This is a genomic window from Lentzea sp. NBRC 102530 (assembly GCF_030269365.1).
Taxonomy (GTDB): Bacteria; Actinomycetota; Actinomycetes; order Mycobacteriales; family Pseudonocardiaceae; genus Lentzea.
The window spans coordinates 818,173-833,258 of the sequence record NZ_BSTF01000002.1; the positions used below are offsets into that span (position 1 = coordinate 818,173).

17 protein-coding genes are annotated in these 15,086 nt (G+C 73.1%); 16 read left to right on the forward strand and 1 reads right to left on the reverse strand.

Annotation, left to right across the window (positions count from 1 at the left end):
- Nucleotides 1-92: 92 nt before the first annotated feature.
- Entirely contained in the window at nucleotides 93-1,415 is a 1,323-nt protein-coding gene (locus QSK25_RS07380) for an aldehyde dehydrogenase family protein (RefSeq protein WP_285635159.1), read from the reverse strand.
- Here QSK25_RS07380 and QSK25_RS07385 point away from each other — a divergent pair.
- The 16 genes from QSK25_RS07385 to QSK25_RS07460 all read left to right on the forward strand — a co-directional run.
- Complete coding sequence (locus QSK25_RS07385) at nucleotides 1,415-1,810, forward strand: ChaB family protein (RefSeq protein ID WP_285635162.1); 396 nt, start codon at nucleotides 1,415-1,417, stop codon at nucleotides 1,808-1,810. The genes QSK25_RS07380 and QSK25_RS07385 overlap by 1 nt on opposite strands.
- 52 nt (nucleotides 1,811-1,862) lie before the next feature.
- Nucleotides 1,863-2,378, forward strand: coding sequence for a D-glycero-alpha-D-manno-heptose-1,7-bisphosphate 7-phosphatase (locus tag QSK25_RS07390; RefSeq protein ID WP_352235714.1), 516 nt, complete (start codon nucleotides 1,863-1,865; stop codon nucleotides 2,376-2,378).
- The gene (locus QSK25_RS07395; RefSeq protein WP_285635165.1) at nucleotides 2,375-3,358 is read left to right on the forward strand and encodes a glycosyltransferase family 9 protein; all 984 of its coding nucleotides are present in this window, start codon (nucleotides 2,375-2,377) and stop codon (nucleotides 3,356-3,358) included. The genes QSK25_RS07390 and QSK25_RS07395 overlap by 4 nt, the downstream gene beginning before the upstream one ends.
- A complete protein-coding gene (locus QSK25_RS07400; protein ID WP_285635168.1) occupies nucleotides 3,355-4,230 on the forward strand; it encodes a glycosyltransferase in 876 nt (291 codons plus the stop codon). Before QSK25_RS07395 ends, QSK25_RS07400 begins: the two co-directional genes overlap by 4 nt.
- A complete protein-coding gene (locus QSK25_RS07405; protein WP_285635171.1) occupies nucleotides 4,227-5,426 on the forward strand; it encodes a glycosyltransferase in 1,200 nt (399 codons plus the stop codon). Before QSK25_RS07400 ends, QSK25_RS07405 begins: the two co-directional genes overlap by 4 nt.
- A complete protein-coding gene (locus QSK25_RS07410; RefSeq protein WP_285635174.1) occupies nucleotides 5,423-5,998 on the forward strand; it encodes a D-sedoheptulose-7-phosphate isomerase in 576 nt (191 codons plus the stop codon). The genes QSK25_RS07405 and QSK25_RS07410 overlap by 4 nt, the downstream gene beginning before the upstream one ends.
- Entirely contained in the window at nucleotides 5,995-7,269 is a 1,275-nt protein-coding gene (rfaE2, locus tag QSK25_RS07415) for a D-glycero-beta-D-manno-heptose 1-phosphate adenylyltransferase (RefSeq protein ID WP_285635177.1), read from the forward strand. The genes QSK25_RS07410 and rfaE2 overlap by 4 nt, the downstream gene beginning before the upstream one ends.
- Nucleotides 7,269-7,940 (forward strand): SDR family oxidoreductase, encoded by a 672-nt coding sequence (locus QSK25_RS07420; protein ID WP_285635180.1) that lies wholly within the window; start codon nucleotides 7,269-7,271, stop codon nucleotides 7,938-7,940. The genes rfaE2 and QSK25_RS07420 overlap by 1 nt, the downstream gene beginning before the upstream one ends.
- Nucleotides 7,931-8,479 carry a Ppx/GppA phosphatase family protein gene (locus QSK25_RS07425; RefSeq protein ID WP_285635183.1) on the forward strand — a complete coding sequence of 183 codons (549 nt, stop codon included), beginning with the start codon at nucleotides 7,931-7,933 and terminating at the stop codon, nucleotides 8,477-8,479. The genes QSK25_RS07420 and QSK25_RS07425 overlap by 10 nt, the downstream gene beginning before the upstream one ends.
- Nucleotides 8,480-8,514: 35 nt before the next feature.
- Nucleotides 8,515-9,816, forward strand: coding sequence for a helix-turn-helix domain-containing protein (locus tag QSK25_RS07430; protein ID WP_285635186.1), 1,302 nt, complete (start codon nucleotides 8,515-8,517; stop codon nucleotides 9,814-9,816).
- Nucleotides 9,817-9,859: 43 nt separating this feature from the next.
- Nucleotides 9,860-10,678 carry a GAF and ANTAR domain-containing protein gene (locus QSK25_RS07435; protein ID WP_285635189.1) on the forward strand — a complete coding sequence of 273 codons (819 nt, stop codon included), beginning with the start codon at nucleotides 9,860-9,862 and terminating at the stop codon, nucleotides 10,676-10,678.
- 117 nt (nucleotides 10,679-10,795) lie between these two features.
- Nucleotides 10,796-11,134, forward strand: a complete 339-nt coding sequence (locus QSK25_RS07440; RefSeq protein ID WP_285635192.1) for an STAS domain-containing protein — start codon at nucleotides 10,796-10,798, stop codon at nucleotides 11,132-11,134.
- Between the two features lie 159 nt (nucleotides 11,135-11,293).
- Nucleotides 11,294-12,301, forward strand: coding sequence for a glycosyltransferase (locus tag QSK25_RS07445; RefSeq protein ID WP_285635195.1), 1,008 nt, complete (start codon nucleotides 11,294-11,296; stop codon nucleotides 12,299-12,301).
- Nucleotides 12,298-13,797 (forward strand): SpoIIE family protein phosphatase, encoded by a 1,500-nt coding sequence (locus QSK25_RS07450; protein ID WP_285635198.1) that lies wholly within the window; start codon nucleotides 12,298-12,300, stop codon nucleotides 13,795-13,797. The genes QSK25_RS07445 and QSK25_RS07450 overlap by 4 nt, the downstream gene beginning before the upstream one ends.
- Before the next feature lie 46 nt (nucleotides 13,798-13,843).
- Complete coding sequence (locus QSK25_RS07455; protein WP_285635201.1) at nucleotides 13,844-14,071, forward strand: hypothetical protein; 228 nt, start codon at nucleotides 13,844-13,846, stop codon at nucleotides 14,069-14,071.
- 109 nt (nucleotides 14,072-14,180) lie between these two features.
- Nucleotides 14,181-15,086: alpha-amylase family glycosyl hydrolase (locus QSK25_RS07460; RefSeq protein ID WP_285635204.1), on the forward strand; the 906-nt coding region annotated here is incomplete at its 3' end.

The following is a 15,086-nucleotide window of genomic DNA, read 5'->3' on the forward strand; positions in this document are numbered from 1 at the left end:
GCGGTGTCCCGGGCCTCGGCCGCTGCTGCTCGCCGGGCGGGACCTGGTCAGTCCCGGGCCTCGGCCGCTGCTGCTCGCCCGGCGGGACCTGGTCAGGCGTCGGGAACGCCCAGGTGGACCACCTTGGTCGTCGTCATCTCGTCGAGCAGTTCGGGGCCGTAGCCGTACCCGGTGCCGGACGCCCCGCGCGGCTGGGCCGCGCCACCCGGTGCGCCGCCGAAGACCGCGTTGACCTTCACCGTGCCGACCGGCAGCGCCCGCCACGCCCGCTGGGCGTGGGCCATGGACCCGGTCAGCACGGTCGCGGCCAGGCCGTAGTCGCCGGAGCAGGCCTCGGCCAGTCCCTGGTCGAACGACGGCACCAGGCGCACGGGCGCGACCGGCCCGAACGTCTCCTCGCGCAGGACCCGCATCGACTCGGTGCAGTTCACGAGCACCGTCGCCGGGTAGTAGGCGCCTTCACCGGGCGGCACGGCCCCGCCCACCAGCGCGCGTGCCCCGTCCGCGACGGCGGCGGCGACCTGGCCGTGCACGAACTCGCGGTGCCGCGGGTCGACCAGCGGCTGCGGGTCGGCGTTCCACTCGCGGGCCTGGTGGCACAGCGCGCTCAGGAAGGCGGGCGCGATCGCCTCGTGCACGTAGATCCGTTCGACCGACGTGCAGAGCTGGCCCGCGTTGGTGAACGCCCCGAGTGCCGCCTGTGCCGCGGCCCAGGCGGGATCCACGTCCTCGTCGACCAGCAGCGGGTCGTTGCCGCCGTTCTCCAGCAGGAGTTTCGCGGACGACGACCGCGCGATCGCCCGGCCCGTGGCGGTGCTGCCGACATGTGCGACGACGTCGACCTCGGCGGACCGCACCAGCTCGGCACCAGTCGCGCCGTCCCCTTCGACGGTGTGCAGCACGTCGTCGGGGAAACAGGGCTGGAGAACGGCTCCGAGCAAGCGGCCGGTCCGCGGACAGCGTTCGCTGGGCTTGTGCACCACCGCGTTGCCGGTGACGAGGGCCGCGCCGAGGAGCCCGCACGCCACCGCGACCGGGTCGTTCCAGGGCGTCAGTGCCACGACGACACCGCGTGGTTCGGGCACCATGAAGTCGACCGCGGAGCCCAGCAGCGACCGTCCACGGTGGACCGGTCCGAGCTCCGCGTACTGCTCCAGTGTGGACGCGCCCGCGAGCACACCTTCCAGCGCGGAGCCGAACGGCCGCCCGGTGTCCGCTTCCACGGCGGCCGCCAGGTCCTTCGCCCGGTGCCGCACCGCGGTCGCCGCCTCCTTCAGCGCGGCACCGCGTTCGGCGGCGGGGACCTCGGCCCAGGTGGGGAAGGCGGTGCGGGCAGCGGTCAGCGCGGAGGCCGGCGTAGCGGTCATGGCACGCGGGTACCCGTGCGTTCGCTCTGAAACATGGGAGGACGGCAATGCCCGGACGTGAGGAACTGCCCAGCACCGTGGCCCGCTCGTCGCAGAAGGCCCAGGACACGTGGATCAAGACGCACGACTCGGCCGTGGAGTCCTACGGCGAGGGCGAACGGGCCCACCGCACCGCGTTCGCCGCGCTCAAGCACAGCTTCGAGAAGGTCGGGGACCACTGGGAGCCCAAGGAGGAGAAGGGCCCCTCGGACGCCCAGGCCGAACGCGGCACGCCGGCCAGGGGCGAGACGGCCGGGGGTGTCGACGCCAACGCGAGCAAGGAACACCTCTACGGGATCGCGCAGCGGTTGGAGATCGAAGGCCGTTCGCGGATGAGCAAGGACGAGCTCGTCGAAGCCATCCAGAAGGCGAACGACCGCGCGACGGCGAAAGCGCGGTCGTGAACCGCTTCACCGAGTAGCGTTTCAAGCCGTTTTTCCCGGCTAACTCTCCTCTATGGACGAGCCTTTCGGCGCGGTGCTCTTCGACCGCGACGGCACTCTCATCAGGGACGTGCCGTACAACGGCGATCCCGCCCGCGTCACGCCGATGCCCGGAGCGCGGGAGGCCTTGCGCACGCTGCGTGCTCACGGTCTGCGCACGGGCGTGGTGAGCAACCAGTCCGGCATCGGCCGCGGCCTGCTCACCGAGTCGCAGGTCGGCGCGGTGAACGCGCGCGTGGAGGAACTGCTCGGCAGGTTCGGCACCTGGCAGATCTGCCCGCACCTGCCCGGCGACGGCTGCGCGTGCCGCAAACCCGCGCCCGGACTGGTGTTCGCGGCCTGCGAGGCGTTGCACGTCGACCCCCGGCGGGTGGTCGTCGTGGGCGACATCGGGGCGGACGTGCGGGCGGCGGAAGCGGCCGGTGCCGTCGCCGTCCTCGTGCCCACGCCCGTGACGAGGCCGGACGAGGTCGCCGATGCCACCCGCACGGCACCGGACCTGGCGACCGCGATCGAGATGATCCTGTGAGGACCCTGGTCGCCCGGCTCGACAGCGACGGCGACGTCCTGCTCGCCGGGCCGGCCGTGCGCGCGGCCGCCGCGGCGGGCGAGGTCGTGTTCCTGTGTGGTCCGCGCGGTGTCCGGGCGGCGGAACTGCTGCCCGGCGTCACCCGGATCGTCGAGTGGGAGTGCCCGTGGATCGCCAGCCCGGCGCCCGAGGTGCGGCCGTTCGACGTCGAGGCCGTCGCCGCGTTGCTGCACGGCGTGCGCGCGGACGTCGCGTTGATCCTGACGTCGTTCCACCAGAGTCCGCTGCCGCTGGCCCTCGTGCTGCGGATGGCGGAGGTGCCGAAGATCGTCGCGCGGTCGGTCGACTACCCCGGATCGCTGCTGGACGTCCGGTTGCGCGACGACCCGGACGTCCCGGAATCCCTGCGCGCGCTGGAAGTCGCGCACGCGGCGGGATTCGCGTCGCCGGAGGGCGACGACGGCCGCCTGGCGATCGTCGAACCTCCGCGGACGCCATTGGACCATCCGTACGTGGTGGTGCACCCCGGTGCGTCGGCGCCCGCCCGCACCTGGTCGCCCGACCGGTGGGCGAAGGCCGTGGTCGCGCTGACCGCGGCCGGGCACCGCGTGGTCGTGACCGGGGGACCGGCCGAGACCGGGCTCACCGGACACGTCGCGGGCGCGTGCGGATCCGATCTCGGCGGGCGCACCAGCTTCCGCGACCTGGCCGGGGTGCTCGCGGGCGCCGGGGCCGTGGTCGTCGGCAACACCGGTCCCGCGCACCTCGCGGCCGCAGTCGGCACACCCGTCGTGTCGCTGTTCGCCCCGGTCGTTCCCGCGGCCAGATGGGCGCCACACGGACGGCACGTGCTGCTCGGTGACCAAAGCGCGCCGTGCCGCGGCACGAGAGCCCGGGACTGCCCGGTGGCCGGACATCCGTGCCTCGACCTGGTCGACCCGGCGGAGGTCGTGGCGGCCGTGGAGGAGTTGACGACGTGAGAATCCTGCTGTGGCACGTGCACGGCTCCTGGACGCACGCCTTCGTCCAGGGCGGTCACGACTACCTGTTGCCGGGGCCACCGGACGGCATCGGCCCGGCCGGCCGTCCCTGGCGCGCCACCGAGGTCCGTCTGTCCGAAGTGGACGCCGACGTGGCGGTCGTGCAACGGGTCGAGGAACTCGCCCGGGTACCGGACGGGATTCCGGTGGTGTACCTGGAGCACAACACCCCCGGCACGCCGGGACAGCGGCATCCGCTCGCCGACCGGGACGGGACGCTGGTCCACGTCACCCACTTCAACGACCTGATGTGGGACTGCGGTTCCACCAGGACCGTCGTGATCGAGCACGGCGTCGTCGACCCCGGACCGCTCTACACCGGCGAGCTCCCGCGCGCCGCGGCTGTGATCAACGACCCGGTGCGGCGCGGTCGCGCCGTCGGGGCGGACCTGCTGCCGAGGTTCGCGCCGGTCGACGTGTTCGGCATCGGCACCGAGCAGATCGGCACCGAGCGGATCGGCGGCCTGGGAGACCACGGACTCGAAGCGTTGCACCGGGAACTCGCTCGTCGCCGCGTCTACGTGCACACCGCGCGGTGGACGTCGCTCGGGTTGTCGCTGCTGGAGGCGATGCACCTCGGCATGCCGGTCGTCACGCTGGCCTGCACCGAGGCGGTACGAGCCGTGCCCGCCGGAGTCGGTGTGGCGTCGGCGGACGTGCGGGAGCTGGTCGAGGCGACGCGGGAGCTGATCGCCGACCCCGCTCTCGCCCGCGAACGAGGACAACGGGCCCGCGAGTTCGCGCTGGCCCACTACGGGCTCGACGCGTTCCTGCGCAACTGGGACGTGCTGCTGAAGGAGGTGATCGGATGAGGATCGCGATGGTGTCGGAGCACGCCAGCCCGCTCGCGGCGCTGGGAGGAGCCGACGCGGGAGGGCAGAACGTCCACGTGGCCGCACTCGCCGCCGCGCTGGTGCGGCGGGGTCACGAGGTCTCGGTGTTCACCAGGCGCGACGCGCGCGAACTGCCGCGCCGCGTCGGCACGCCGGACGGCTACGACGTCGTGCACGTGGACGCCGGACCGGCGCGGCACGTGCCCAAGGACGACCTGTTGCCGCACATGACCGACTTCTCCCACTTCCTGGCGCACGACTGGAGCCGGACACCACCGGACGTGGTGCACAGCCACTTCTGGATGTCCGGCCTGGCGTCGGTGCTGGCCGCCCGGCGGTGCCGCGTGCCCGCCGTGCACACCTACCACGCCCTCGGCACGGTGAAGCGCCGTCACCAGGGATCCCAGGACACCAGCCCCGCGCAACGGATCGCGGTGGAACGGCTCATCGGCCACGAGGTCGACGCCATCGCGGCCACCTGTGACGACGAGGTCCGCGAGCTGCTCGCGATGGGGCTGCCGCGCCACAAGATCGCAGTGGTGCCGTGCGGCGTCGACACGGAACTGTTCTCGCCGGCCGGACCCGTCGCCGGGCGGACCGCGCCGCACCGGGTGGTGTCGGTCGGCAGGCTGGTGGCGCGCAAGGGTTTCGACGACCTGATCGCCGCGCTGCCCCTGGTCCCGGACACCGAGCTGGTGATCGCGGGCGGTCCGCCGGACCTCGCGGACGACCCGGAAGCGCGGCGGCTGCGGGCCCGCGCGCAGGCTCTCGGCGTCTCCGGTCGCGTCCACCTGACCGGGCAGCTGGCGCGCGCGGACATGCCCGCCCTGCTGCGCTCGGCCGACGTCGTGGCGTGCGTGCCGTGGTACGAGCCGTTCGGGATCGTGCCACTGGAGGCGATGGCCTGCGGTGTCCCGGTCGTCGCGTCGGCGGTCGGCGGACTGACCGACACCGTGGTCGACGGTGTCACCGGTGTGCTCACCCCACCCAGGGATCCGCGACGCCTCGCCAGGGCGCTGCGGAGCGTGCTCGGCGAACCCTCGCTGGGACTGGCCTGCGGGATGGCCGGGCAGGACCGGGTGAACGCGCTCTACACCTGGGACGGGATCGCCGCGCGCACCGAGCAGGGCTACCTGCGGACGCGGGCGAACGACGACCTGGCGGTGACGCGGTGACGCTCGAAAGCCACCTCGACGGCCTGACCGGCACGCTGGCCGGTCTGCGGGCGCAGGCTCCGCGCATCCACCGCTGGGGCACCGCCCTCGCCACCGCGCTGCTGGGCGGCGGCAGGGTGCTGGCGGCGGGCAACGGCGGCTCGGCGGCGGAGGCGCAGCACCTCACCGCAGAACTGGTCGGCCGCTACCGGCACGACCGCGCGCCGTTCTCCGCGCTGGCGCTGTGCGCCGAGACCTCCAGCGTCACCGCGATAGCCAACGACTACGGCTACGACCAGGTGTTCGCGCGCCAGGTCTCCGCCCACGCGCGGCCGGGCGACGTCGTGATCCTGCTGTCCACCAGCGGCAGCAGCCCGAACCTGCTGGAGGCGGCGCACGCCGCCCGGCCGGCCGGGGCGAGCGTGTGGGCACTGACCGGGCCGCTGCCGAACCCGCTGGCCTCACTGGCCGACGACACCCTGGCGTTGCCCGGCAACCCGTGCCACGTGCAGGAAGCGCAACTCGTGGTGGTCCACGCGCTGTGCGAGGCCTTCGAAGCGGCGCTTCCCTCCACGCACCGGAGGGCGTCGTGAAGCTGGTCGTCGTGGGCGACTCGTTGCTCGACGTGGACGTCGAAGGCACGGCGGACCGGTTGTGCCCGGACGCCCCCGCTCCGGTGCTGGACGTCGTGAGCGAGCACGCCAGGCCGGGTGGCGCCGCGCTGGCGGCGACGATGGCCGGACGGGACGGCGTGGACGTGACGCTGGTCAGCGCGCTGTCCCACGACGAGGCGGGGGAGCGGCTGCGGTCGCTGCTCGACGTCCCGTCGCTGTTCGGTCACGTCGACTCGGTACCGGTGAAAACTCGCCTGCGCTGTGCCGGAACGTCGTTGGCGCGGTTGGACAGCGGTGGCCACGGCGTGCCGCGGGTGTCCGACGACATGCTCGACGCCGTGCTGTCCGCCGACGTCGTGCTCGCGTCCGACTACGGCAGGGGACTGCTCCGCGACGAACGGCTGCGGTCGGTGCTGTCCCGCGTCCCGGTGGTCTGGGATCCCCACCCGCGCGGGCCCGCACCGGTGCCCGGCGTCCGGCTGGCCACCCCCAACCTCGCCGAGGCACGGGCGTTCAGCGGGCTGGCCGACCCGTACGAGGCGGGCCGGGCGCTGCTGTCGCGGTGGCGGGCACGAGCCGTGGTGGTGACCCTCGGCGGTGACGGCGCTCTGCTGCACCGCGGATCGTCCCCGGTGGCGGTGCCCGCTCCACCCGTCCAGGTCCAGGATCCCTGCGGGGCAGGGGATCGGTTCGCGGTGACGGCGGCCGTGCGGCTCGCCTCCGGAGCCGCCGCGGACGAGGCGGTGGCCGACGCGGTCCGGGACGCGGCGGGCTTCCTCGCCCGCGGCGGCCTCTCCGGACCCCGGTCGGAAGCACCGTCCACAGTGGACGAGGTGCGGTCGCGAGGTGGCGTGGTGGTGGCCACCGGCGGGTGCTTCGACGTGCTGCACGCCGGTCACGTGCGCATGCTGGCCGCCGCACGGGCGTTGGGCGACTGCCTGGTGGTGTGCCTCAACTCGGACCGGTCCGTGCGCCGGCTGAAGGGCGACGGCAGACCGGTCAACGGCGAGGCGGACCGCGCCGAGGTGTTGCGCGCGCTGGCCTCCGTGGACGACGTGGTGGTGTTCAGCGAGAACAGCCCGGAGAACGTGCTGCGGCAGCTGCGCCCGGACGTGTGGGTCAAGGGCGGCGACTACACCGCCGAACTGATGCCGGAAACCGCCGTGGTGAGCAGCTGGGGCGGCCGCACGGCGGTCGTGCCGTACCACCGGGGCCGCTCGACGACCGAGATCCTGACGAGGAGGACGTGATGCTGGGCAACGTGCTGGTCAGCGGAGGCGCGGCGGGCCTGGGCGCCGCCGTGGCGGAGGCCGTGCGGAACCAGGGCGGAACGCCGCTGGTGCTGGACAAGTCGGCACCGGCCATGGGCGAGTTCGAACTGGCCGACCTGACGGACGGACGTGCCACGGCGGCCGCCGTGCGTGCCCTGGCCGGTCGGCACGGACGCTTCGGTGCCGTCGTGACCGCCGCGGGCATCGACCGCTGCGGCACGCTCGCCGAGGTGCCGGCGCACGAGTGGGACCGCGTCGTGCAGGTCAACCTGCTGGGCACCGCCGCGGTGATCAGGGCGGCCCTGCCGTACCTCGACCGCGGCCGCGTCGTCACGATCGGCTCGACGCTCGGCCTGCGTGCCGTCAGCGACGCGACCGCCTACTGCGCCTCGAAGTTCGGCGTCGTCGGCTTCACCCGTGCCCTCGCCGCGGAGACGGCCGGACGCATCGGGGTGACGCTGGTGGTGCCCGGTGGGATGCGGACGGGTTTCTTCGACGACCGCACCGAGCAGTACCGGCCGAAGGACCTCTCCAAGCTCAATCCGCCGGACCACGTGGCGGCGGCCGTCGTGTTCGCGCTCGGGCAACCGCAGGACTGCGAGATCAGAGAGCTCGTCATCGCGCACGCCGAAGAACCCTCGTGGCCCTGACCGGGGGCGAGATGCCACCCGGGCGTGCCGGACGTCGGGTCGAACTCCGCGCAGCTGCCGGTGGTCGACGTGAGGCGCGGTCGCCGCGACCCGGGGACTCGGCGTCGGCAGCCGCACCCGTTCGCGACCTCCGCCGTGCGGAACGCGACGACCGCCTGCTGTTCGACATCGGCGGCGCCTGGATGGAGGTCGCGCTCGGCCGGGACGCCGAACCGGAACTGGCGCTGTCGCCGCCGACCGGCGCGGCACGGCTCACGCGCGCGTTCCTCCAGCACACCCCACCGAACCGGCCGGAGGTCAGGGAGGTGCGCCCGCACGTCCCGGGGGACCTCGGCGAGGTGATCGACCGGTTGCGCTGGGAGGGCAGCCTCCGCGACGCCGTCGCCACCTCCAAGACGGCCGAACAGCTCGCGCGTGCCGTCCCTGATCGGTCTGTTTGGTGTCGTGCCGGGCCGGGTAGCCCCAAAGCCTCATCTCCTGGTGCGCCGTGCTCGCCGTCTCCGCGTTCTCGAGCCGTGAGCGGTGCATGGCCGGGGTGAGGGAGCCGGCGAGAGGCTGAGCTGTGCCGCACCTGATGATCCGCCAGAGGCAGATCGGTGACGTTCTGGTGCTCACCCTGCCCAGGGCCGTCGGCGAGTTGGGGTCCGGGCTGCTGGCGACCGCGCTGGCGGAGGCCGTCGTTCCCGCCGCCACGCTGGTCGTGCTCGACCTGCGCGGGGTGGCGCTGGTGTCGGTGCACACGGCCAGGACGCTGCTCGCGTTCGCCGACGGGCGCGCCGACCGCGGCGTGGAGTGCGTGCTGGTGCCCGATCCGGCCAGCACGGCGGTGTCCGTGGTGCTGGACGCGGTCGATCCGGGTGCCTCCGTGCCGAGGTGCGGCACCGTCGACCAGGCACTCGCCGGACGGGTGGACACCGACCTGCAGTCGCTGCGCCTGCCCGGCTCGGTGACGCGCAGCGTGTCGTTCGACGGGACCGACGTGGAGCGCGTGGAGGAGCTGCTGAGCACCGCCTACGCGCCGATGCGGATCCGGAGCGCCCAGGGGCGGCCGCGAGTGAGCTTGACCAGGGTCGCCGCCGGTGAGATCAGCGTCGACGAGCTGGAACTCGGCTTCGGCGTGACCTACGACGCGGCGCCGCTCGGCAGGGTGTGCCTCGTCGACGTCGAGGCGGGCGCGGTGAGCGAGCACCTGCTGCGGGGAGGGCGGGAACCGGCCGCCTTCGAGCCCGGCGAGCTGTTCGCCTTCGGCCCGACCGATTCGCCGGTCAGCGGCCGGGCCGACGACGTCCGTGCGACCGTCACGCTGCTCGGACCTGATCTCTTCGCCAGGGTGGTGGGCCACCGGGTCAGGCTGCTGGGCCACCGCCCGCACGACGGCGGTGCCGCGGCCGGGCTGCGCACGGCGATCGCCCACGTGCGCGACACCGTGCTCGCCACGGCCGATCCCGATCCGCTGCTCGTGTCGACGGCGTCCCAGTACGTCGCCGCGTCGGTGTTGCGGGCGTTCCCGAGCACGGCGCTTTCCGCATCGCCCGTGCACGAGAGTGACGCGCACTTCCAGACCTTGCGGCGGGCGATGGCGTTCATCGAGTCCAACGCCGACCGGGACATCGCCGCCGCCGACATCGCCACGGGCACGAGCGTGACGGCCCGCGCCGTGCAGCTGGCGTTCCAGCAGCACCTCGGCATGACGCCGATGGCCTACCTGCGCCGCGTCCGGCTCGAGTGCGCCCGGACAGACCTGCAGGCCGCCGACCCCGGCGAGGCGACGGTCACCCGGATCGGGGCGCGGTGGGGGTTCAGCCGGGCCAGCACGTTCGCCGCGCAGTACCGCGCCGCCTACGGCGAATCGCCGTCGCAGACCCTCCGCGCGTGACGCCGCTTCGCTTTTCCGTCAGGCCGGACTTCGTTTTCGCGGTATGCGCCGCCTGCCCGCACTGGTGCACTGGGTGACGAACGATCCATCGCCCAAGAGGAGGCGCGTCATCGCCAGGACCGGCAACCAGCAGGGCAGCGCCGCCGAGGTGGAAGCAGACCAGTTCGAGGCGCTGACCCGCAGGCTGCTCCACACGTCCACGGTGGCCGAGGCGCTGCAACAGGTCGTGGACGCGGCCGGGTTCGTGGTTCCGGGCGCGGACCTGGTCAGCGTGACGGTGCTGGCTCCGGACGGCACGTTCCACACCCCCGTCCAGACCGCGGAGGTGGCGGTCGAGCTCGACCAGGTCCAGTACCGCTCCGGGCGTGGTCCGTGTCTGGACGCGGCGCGCGCCGACAGCCCCGGTTACGTCGAGAGCGCAGACCTGGCGACGGAGACGAGGTGGCCTGAGTTCGCGTCCTCGGCTTCCGGGTACGGCTTCCGGGCGATCCTGTCCAGCGAGCTGTTCCCGGCCGAGGGCAGGGACAAGCTGTCCGGCGCGTTGAACATCTACTCACGGCGGGTCAACGGTCTCGGTCCCGCGGATCGGCATTCGGCCATGCTGCTGGCCACCCACGGGTCACTGGCCCTGGCGCACGCGCGGGCGACCGAGCTCGCCGACCTGACGCAGGCCCAACTGCGGCGGGCCATCGACAGCCGGGACGTCATCGGGCAGGCCAAGGGAATCCTGATGAACCGGCAGGGGATCAGCGCGGACGAGGCGTTCGACCTGCTCCGCCGCACCTCGCAGCACCTGAACGTGAAGCTCGTCGACCTGGCGAGCACCCTCACCGCTCACCACGGAGAGCTCGACGAGGGCTGAAGAGTCCAGTTCTTCCCGCGCGGTTCAGCCGGTAGCCGCCTTCCGACCCCGTGCGCTGACGCGCGCTGGAAGGGGCTGATCAGCAAGATCTTCGCCTGCCCTGGTGCCACCTCACCCGTGACCGTCGATCTGACCGGCGGTGACGTCACCGTCGCCACCGTCTCAGGTGAGCTCGACAGCGTGTCGTCCGGCTTCCTCTCGCGGCACCTGGAGGCCGCGGTGGCGGCCAGGCCGCACGCGCTCATCCTCGACTTCGCCGCGGTGGGCTTCTGCTCGGCCGCCGTGCTGAGGGTGCTGGTGGAGACGACGGCCGCCGCGGACTCGGCCGGCGTGCGGTGGGCGCTCGTCAGTGATCACCGTGCCGTGTTGCGCCCGATCGAGCTCACCGGGCTCGAGGTGTCGCTGCACCCGTTGCCGACCGTGGCCGCTGCCCGTCAGTGGCTCACGGCGGCTTAGGGCGCATCCCGAAAGTCCGTCGGGCGACAGCGGCGGAGGGCCCCGGAGACGGCACCGCCGCGATGCCCGAACACGCCAGGGCGGGCCCGAAAGCCTCTCGCCCGCACCCGCCACCGGACGCACGTCCGGGACACGCCCCAGCAGCGAACAGGAGTGCTCATGAGGATCTCGATGGTGTCCGACGAGGTACCCGGTGCCCGGCAGGTGACCGAGCTGGCCGCCGCGCTCACCCGCTGCGGTCACGACGTGTCCGTCCATCTGCGACAGACGGACTCGGATGGGTTTCGCGACCTGCTGGCGCGGCAGTGGCGGCGCCGCCGCCCCGACGTGGTCCACGCGCACTTCTGGGAGTCGGGTCTGGTCTCGCTGCTCGCGGCACGCGGACTGGGCCTGCCGGTGGTGCAGACCTTCCACACGTTCAGCGCGCTCGCGCGAGGTCCTGCCAGGCCGCGTGAGGAGCGGATGGTCGCGCGGCACGCCACGCAGGTCGCCGCCACCTGCACCGAGGAGAAGTTCGACCTGATCAGGAGCGGGGTGCGGCGTCCGCGCGTCTCGGTGGTGCCGTACGGGGTCGACCTGGTCAGGTTCACCCCGGACGGACCTGTCGCGAAGCGGGGGGACCGGCCGCGGATCGTGTGCGTCACCCGCTCGGCCACCAGGCAGGAGCACGACGTCGCCATCGCCGCGCTCGCCCGGATCCCGGACGCCGAACTGGTCGTCGCGCAGGACCAGACCTCCCTGGCGGACGGGCCGGACACGCGTCGGCTGAAGGAAGTCGCCGAACGCCGCGGAGTGGCGCACCGGGTCGTCGTGGTCCCGCGGCTGCGCCAGGACGCGCTGCCGGCGTTGCTGCGCTCGGCGGACCTGGCGCTGTGCGTGGGAGGCCCTGCGCTGGCCAGTTCGCTGCCCCTGGAAGCCATGGCCTGCGGCGTTCCCGTGGTCGCCGCCACGCCGAGCGACGTCGACGCGCTGATCGACGGTGTCACCGGGAACCACGTCCGGTCGCAGGAGCCCGCGGAGATCGCGCACGTGGTCCGCCGGTTGCTGGCCGATCCCGGCCGGCGCGAGAGCTACGGGGTCGGCGGACGGGACCGGGCGCAGGCGTGCTGTTCCTGGAAGCACGTCGCGCTCGAAGCGGTCCACGCCTACGAAGGCGCTGGGGCGTGATCGGCGCGGTGCGGCGCGAACTCCTCCCGGCGGAACTCCCGGTGCTGCCCCGTGTGCAGTTCGCCGCGAGCCATCTGCTGTCCCACGCGGGCACCACGGCGGGAGCCGACTGGTTCGACGCGCTGCGCCTGCCAGACGGGCGCGTGGCGATGATCGTCGGGGACGTCGTGGACCACGGTGCCGCGGCTTCGGCGACGGCGGCGCGACTGCGGATCGTGCTGCACGAACGCCTCGCCGCCACCGCCGACGTGACCGCCGCGCTGGCCGCGGTGAACGCCGCCGCGAGCCGGCCCCGCGGTGCCGGACCGGCGACGCTGTGCGCCGTCGTGTTCGACCCGGAGTCCGGCGAGGTGGAGTACTGCACCGCCGGGCACCCGCCGCCGCTCGTGCTGTCTCCGAACGGCGAACACCGCTACCTGGCCGGCACCGGCACCGGCCCGCTGGGCGTCGGCGGCGACTTCACGACCGGCGTCACGGGCGCGGACCGGCTCGCCGAGGGCGAGATCGTCCTGCTCTACTCCGGCGGCGTGCTGGAACGGCCGGTCCTCGACCTCGGACAGGCCTCCGCCGCACTCGCCACGGCCGCAGGGGGCACCACCGCGAGCCGGGCCTCTCGCGACGACAGCCGCCACCCGGTGGAACGCGTCTGCGCGCGAACCCTGGAAGCCCTCACGAGCGACACCGGGCACGCCGGCCACGTCACCGTGCTCGCCGGGCAACGCGTCGCGCGGCCGGCCGATCTGAACCTGTGCCTGGCCGCTCACCACGAGGTGCTGCCGGAGGTCCTGGACGGCCTCGCGCGCTGGCTCGCCGGCGCCCGCGCCCACGAGAGGGACGCGGAGTCGTTGCGGTACGCGGTCGGGGAGCTCGCCGCCAACGCGATCGAGCACGCCTACCTCGACTCGGCGGGCCCGGACACCTTCACCGTGACGGCCACGCTGACCGACGCCGGTGACGCTCGGGTCCAGGTGTCCGACCGGGGACGCTGGCGCGCACCCGCTCCGTCCGGTGACAGGGGTCTGGGTCTGCAGGTGGCCCAGCGGATGGTCGACACGCTGCGCGTCGACCACGACGAGCACGGCACCACCGCCACCGTGCACCGCCGGCTCGGCAGTTCCGCCCACCTGCTGACCGCGAGCCACGTGACCTGGACCGGGCACGGCGGGGAACCGGACGTGCTGGAGACCGCCGTCCGGACGTCGCCCGCCGGACCGCGGCTCGTGGTCGGCGGTCCGGTGCACGCCGGCACGATCGCCGAGTTCGTGGCCGCGGTGCGCACGGCCGGAGCCACCGGGACCCGGTCGCTGCTCCTGGACCTCTCCGGCGTCACGCAACTGGCGGGCGCCGGGGTGTCCGCGCTCTACCGCCTGGCCGCGTCGCACGCGGGAAGCCACACGTCGCTGCGCGTGTACTGCCCGGCCGGAAGCCGGGCCGACGTCGTCCTGACCCTCGTCCGCCTCGACCACGACACCGTCGACCCCGATGCGACGGGTTGACCCGGGTTCCGGCGGTTGTGGGGCTCCGCCCGGGGTACCTGGGGCCATGACAGCGAGCGAGAGAACCGTCACCGAACTCCTCCACAACGGGGCCGTCGTCACCTACTTCGACCCCTCGCCGTTCGCGGAGGACGTGTTCCGCCGCGCGGTCGCGGTGGGTCCGGAGATCGTCGATCCGCAGACGAACCTGCGCTGGATCCCCCTGGTGCGCACCGATGCCCGGATCGAGCTGGTCGTGTGGGCGGTGGTCGTGGACATCGCCCCGTGCGCCTGAGCGTCCGGCGTACCGCGGGGCACCTCACCTGATCCGGTGAACGATTTGATCTTGGCGCCTGCCGTGCCGCACTCTGCCGCAAACCGACGAGGTGCGAGCGAGAGGTGCCATGGAGCACGAGGCGAACTGGTTCAAGGGCGCGGTCTTCTACGAGGTGCTGGTTCGCGCCTTCTGCGACTCGAACGGTGACGGCACAGGCGATCTGCGCGGGCTGGCGTCCAAACTGGACTACCTGGAGTGGCTGGGCGTCGACTGCCTCTGGCTGCCGCCGTTCTACGCGTCGCCGCTGCGCGACGGCGGGTACGACATCAGCGACTTCCGCGCGGTGCTGCCGGAGTTCGGCACCGTCGAGGACTTCCAGCACCTGCTGGACGAGGCGCACCGGCGCGGCATCCGGGTGATCACCGACCTGGTGCTCAACCACACCAGCGACGCGCACCCGTGGTTCCAGCAGTCGCGAGAGGACCCCGAGGGCCCGTACGGCGACTTCTACGTCTGGAGCGACGACGATTCGGCGTACAGCGACGCGCGGATCATCTTCGTGGATACCGAGTCGTCGAACTGGACCTACGACCCGGTGCGCGGGCAGTTCTTCTGGCACCGCTTCTTCAGCCACCAGCCGGACCTCAACTACGACAACCCCGCCGTCCAGGACGCGATGCTGGACGTGCTGCGGTTCTGGCTCGGCGTCGGCATCGACGGGTTCCGTCTCGACGCCGTGCCGTACCTGTTCGAGCGCGAGGGCACCAACTGCGAGAACCTGCCGGAGACGCACGACTTCCTGCGCAAGTGCCGCAAGGTCGTCGACGACGAGTACCCCGGACGGGTGCTCCTCGCGGAGGCGAACCAGTGGCCGTCGGACGTGGTCGAGTACTTCGGCGACCCCGGGGTCGGTGGCGACGAGTGCCACATGGCGTTCCACTTCCCGTTGATGCCGCGCATCTTCATGGCGGTGCGGCGCGAGTCGCGGTTCCCGATCTCGGAGATCCTGGCGCAGACGCCGTCGATCCCGGAG

Excerpts from the sequence above, each read along its gene's own strand:
- QSK25_RS07435 (WP_285635189.1), top strand. The coding sequence starts at position 9,860 with ATGCGCCGCCTGCCCGCACTGGTGCACTGGGTGACGAACGATCCATCG.
- QSK25_RS07455 (WP_285635201.1), top strand. The coding sequence starts at position 13,844 with ATGACAGCGAGCGAGAGAACCGTCACCGAACTCCTCCACAACGGGGCC.
- QSK25_RS07405 (WP_285635171.1), top strand. The coding sequence starts at position 4,227 with ATGAGGATCGCGATGGTGTCGGAGCACGCCAGCCCGCTCGCGGCGCTG.
- QSK25_RS07385 (WP_285635162.1), top strand. The coding sequence starts at position 1,415 with ATGCCCGGACGTGAGGAACTGCCCAGCACCGTGGCCCGCTCGTCGCAG.
- QSK25_RS07445 (WP_285635195.1), top strand. The coding sequence starts at position 11,294 with ATGAGGATCTCGATGGTGTCCGACGAGGTACCCGGTGCCCGGCAGGTG.
- QSK25_RS07420 (WP_285635180.1), top strand. The coding sequence starts at position 7,269 with ATGCTGGGCAACGTGCTGGTCAGCGGAGGCGCGGCGGGCCTGGGCGCC.
- QSK25_RS07390 (WP_352235714.1), top strand. The coding sequence starts at position 1,863 with ATGGACGAGCCTTTCGGCGCGGTGCTCTTCGACCGCGACGGCACTCTC.
- QSK25_RS07430 (WP_285635186.1), top strand. The coding sequence starts at position 8,515 with ATGATCCGCCAGAGGCAGATCGGTGACGTTCTGGTGCTCACCCTGCCC.